The organism is Methylobacterium segetis, assembly GCF_004348265.1.
GTDB classification, from domain to species: Bacteria; Pseudomonadota; Alphaproteobacteria; order Rhizobiales; family Beijerinckiaceae; genus Methylobacterium; species Methylobacterium segetis.
Genome location: NZ_SMNT01000234.1, coordinates 1 through 2550, shown reverse-complemented (window position 1 = coordinate 2550; position 2550 = coordinate 1). Strand labels below are relative to the sequence as shown.

Below are 2550 nucleotides of genomic sequence, written 5' to 3'. Positions count from 1 at the left end.
TCCAGGGCTTCCTGTTCAGCCCGCCGCGGCCGGCCCGCGAGGTCGGCGAGATGCTGGCGGGCCTGCGCCGGCGGGCCGCGCAGGAGGCTGCCCAGGAGGGCGCCCAGGAGGCTGCCCAGGAGGCTGCCCAGGAGGCCGCGGCCGCCTGAACCCCGGACTTCCCCTGAGACTTCCCCTGCGACTTGCCCCGCTCTTTGCCCGGCTGCTTGCCCTGCTACTTGCCCTGGAGCGCCTTCGCGACGCCGGCGAGGCGCCGGGCGGCCTTGCGCGCGGGCGCGTCGACCGCGTCCAGGAACAGGATGCCGGCCATGACGGAGGCGACCGTGAGGAGGAACTGGGCCAGCGCGTGGGACATCGACCGGGCTCTCGTGATTCGGCTGAGGCGCACCCGTTCTGCCGGGCACTGCCGACACGATTCAATCGGAACAGGGTGAACGCGGGGTAACCGGAGGGCCGGCGGCGCGTTTTCCCGGGCCGGTGCGCCCCGGATGCCACGCTCCGCCGGACGGCCCTAGACGCCCCGGCCGGCGGCCTCGCGGGCGACGGCGCGCTGGCCGATGTCGCGGCGGCAGAACCCCTCCGGCCAGTCGATCCGCGCGACCGCCGCGTAGGCGCGGGCCTGCGCCTCGGCCACGCTCTCGCCGAGGGCGGTGACGGCGAGGACGCGGCCCCCGTCGGCGAGCAGCCGGTCGCCCTCGGCGCGGGTGCCGGCCTGGAAGACGAAGGCGGCGTCGCTCGCCGCCGCCTCCGCGACCCCGCGGATCTCCGATCCCCGCACCACCGTGCCCGGATAGCCCGCCGCCGCCATCACCACGGTGAGCGCGGCCCGGTGCGGGTCGAATTCGAGGGCGACGCCGGAGAGGTCGCCGTCGCAGGCCGAGAGCAGGGCGGGGACGAGGTCCGAGGCGAGGCGCGGCATCAGCACCTGGGCCTCGGGATCGCCGAAGCGGGTGTTGTACTCGATGAGCTTCGGCCCCTCCTCGGTCAGCATCAGCCCGGCATAGAGGATGCCGGTGAAGGGGGTGCCCCGCTCGCGCATGCCCCGGAGGGTCGGCGCGATGATCGTGTCCATCACGGCGCGCTCGATCTCCGGCGTCACGATGGCGGCGGGCGAGTAGGCGCCCATGCCGCCGGTATTCGGCCCCCGGTCCCCGTCGAAGACGCGCTTGTGGTCCTGGGCGGTGCCGACCGGAATGGCGCGGGTGCCGTCGCAGAGGGCGAAGAAGCTCGCCTCCTCGCCGACGAGGCATTCCTCGATCACGACCTCGGCGCCGGGCTCGGAGAGCAGGGCGCGCAGGGCGGCCTCCGCCTGGTCGAGGGTGTCGGCCACGGTGACGCCCTTGCCGGCGGCGAGCCCGTCCGCCTTGACGACGATCGGCGCGCCCCGCTCGCGCAGGTAGGCGAGGGCCGGATCGAGCGCGGAGAAGCGGGCGAAGGCGGCGGTGGGAATGCCGTAGGCGGCGCAGAGATCCTTGGTGAAGCCCTTGGAGCCTTCGAGCCGGGCGGCGGCCCTCGTCGGCCCGAAGGCCCGGATGCCGGCCTCCGTCAGATCGTCCACGAGGCCCGCGACGAGGGGCGCCTCGGGCCCCACCACCACGAGGCCGATCCCCTCCTGCTCGCAGAAGGCGCGGACCGCCGCGTGGTCCGAGACCGCGAGATCGGGCCGGTTCTCGCCGTGCTGGGCCGTGCCGGGATTGCCGGGCGCGGTGAACAGGCGGGTGCAGAGCGGGCTCTTGGCGAGCGCGAAGGAGAGGGCGTGCTCGCGCCCGCCCGAACCGATCAGAAGGATGTTCATGGGACCGGGGTTTTCCTCAAAAACCGGCCCGGAGGAAAGGAGAATCCGACACGGCGCGCGAGGTCGTGCACGGGAACGGCACTCCGGGGCCGCGGTTTCCCCGCCTGGGGATGGAGGGCGCCCATGGAGCAGGCAGGCGGGCGAGGGCCGCTCACGATCGAGCGGGCCGCGAGCCTCACCCAGACGCTCGCCATCGTCGCGGCCGGGGCCTGGGCGGTCTACACCTTCATCTACGAGGCCCGGATCAAGCCGGGCCTGGAGCCGCCCGCCGTGTCGGTGAAGACCGACCTCGTGAAGGCCGGCGAGCGCGGCGACCGGATCGCGATCCGCTCCACCCTCACCCGCACCAATGTGGGGCATACCGGCGTGCGCATCCTCGGCCTCACCTACAACGTGGTCGGGATCAGCGCCCGCTTCGGCACGGATCCCGGCCGGGAGGGGGCCTTCGCGGCGAGCCTTGCGGGCTCGGCCAGCGTCGGCGCGGCGCGCGACTACGCGCTCGGGGAGCCGGGCAGCGTGATCCTGCGCCACGGCACCCTGTTCGAGGGCGCGACGGAGGGGCCGGCCGAGCCCTCCGACCTCAACCCGGGCGAGACGGTCTCGCGCGATCTCATCCTCTACGCCGACCGTACGCAGTTCGATTTCCTGCGCGTCGAGGTGAGCCTCGCCTACGCCAAGAGCGACGAGCCGCCCGTGCCCCTGCGCTTCGAGGCGGGGCCGGGCGGTCGCCTGTCGCTTCAGCCGCGGGCCGATTG

The 2550-nt window shown here is 74.1% G+C and carries 3 protein-coding genes; 1 reads left to right on the top strand and 2 read right to left on the bottom strand.

What is annotated here, in order from left to right; translation table 11 throughout:
* Positions 1-214: 214 nt before the first annotated feature.
* Both E1J50_RS27705 and purD read right to left on the bottom strand, forming a co-directional pair.
* Positions 215-355: a hypothetical protein gene (locus E1J50_RS27705; protein ID WP_165937969.1), complete on the bottom strand. Its 141-nt coding sequence runs from the start codon at positions 353-355 to the stop codon at positions 215-217.
* Between the two features lie 156 nt (positions 356-511).
* A complete protein-coding gene (gene purD, locus E1J50_RS26315; RefSeq protein ID WP_132257208.1) occupies positions 512-1795 on the bottom strand; it encodes a phosphoribosylamine--glycine ligase in 1284 nt (427 codons plus the stop codon).
* A 123-nt stretch (positions 1796-1918) separates the two neighbouring features.
* Here purD and E1J50_RS26310 point away from each other — a divergent pair.
* A partial coding sequence (locus E1J50_RS26310) for a hypothetical protein (RefSeq protein ID WP_132257206.1) occupies positions 1919-2550 on the top strand: 632 nt, incomplete at its 3' end.

What these genes read in the sequence shown, in the direction of transcription:
- purD (WP_132257208.1), bottom strand. Translation starts at nt 1,795, where the DNA reads ATGAACATCCTTCTGATCGGTTCGGGCGGGCGCGAGCACGCCCTCTCC.
- E1J50_RS27705 (WP_165937969.1), bottom strand. Translation starts at nt 355, where the DNA reads ATGTCCCACGCGCTGGCCCAGTTCCTCCTCACGGTCGCCTCCGTCATG.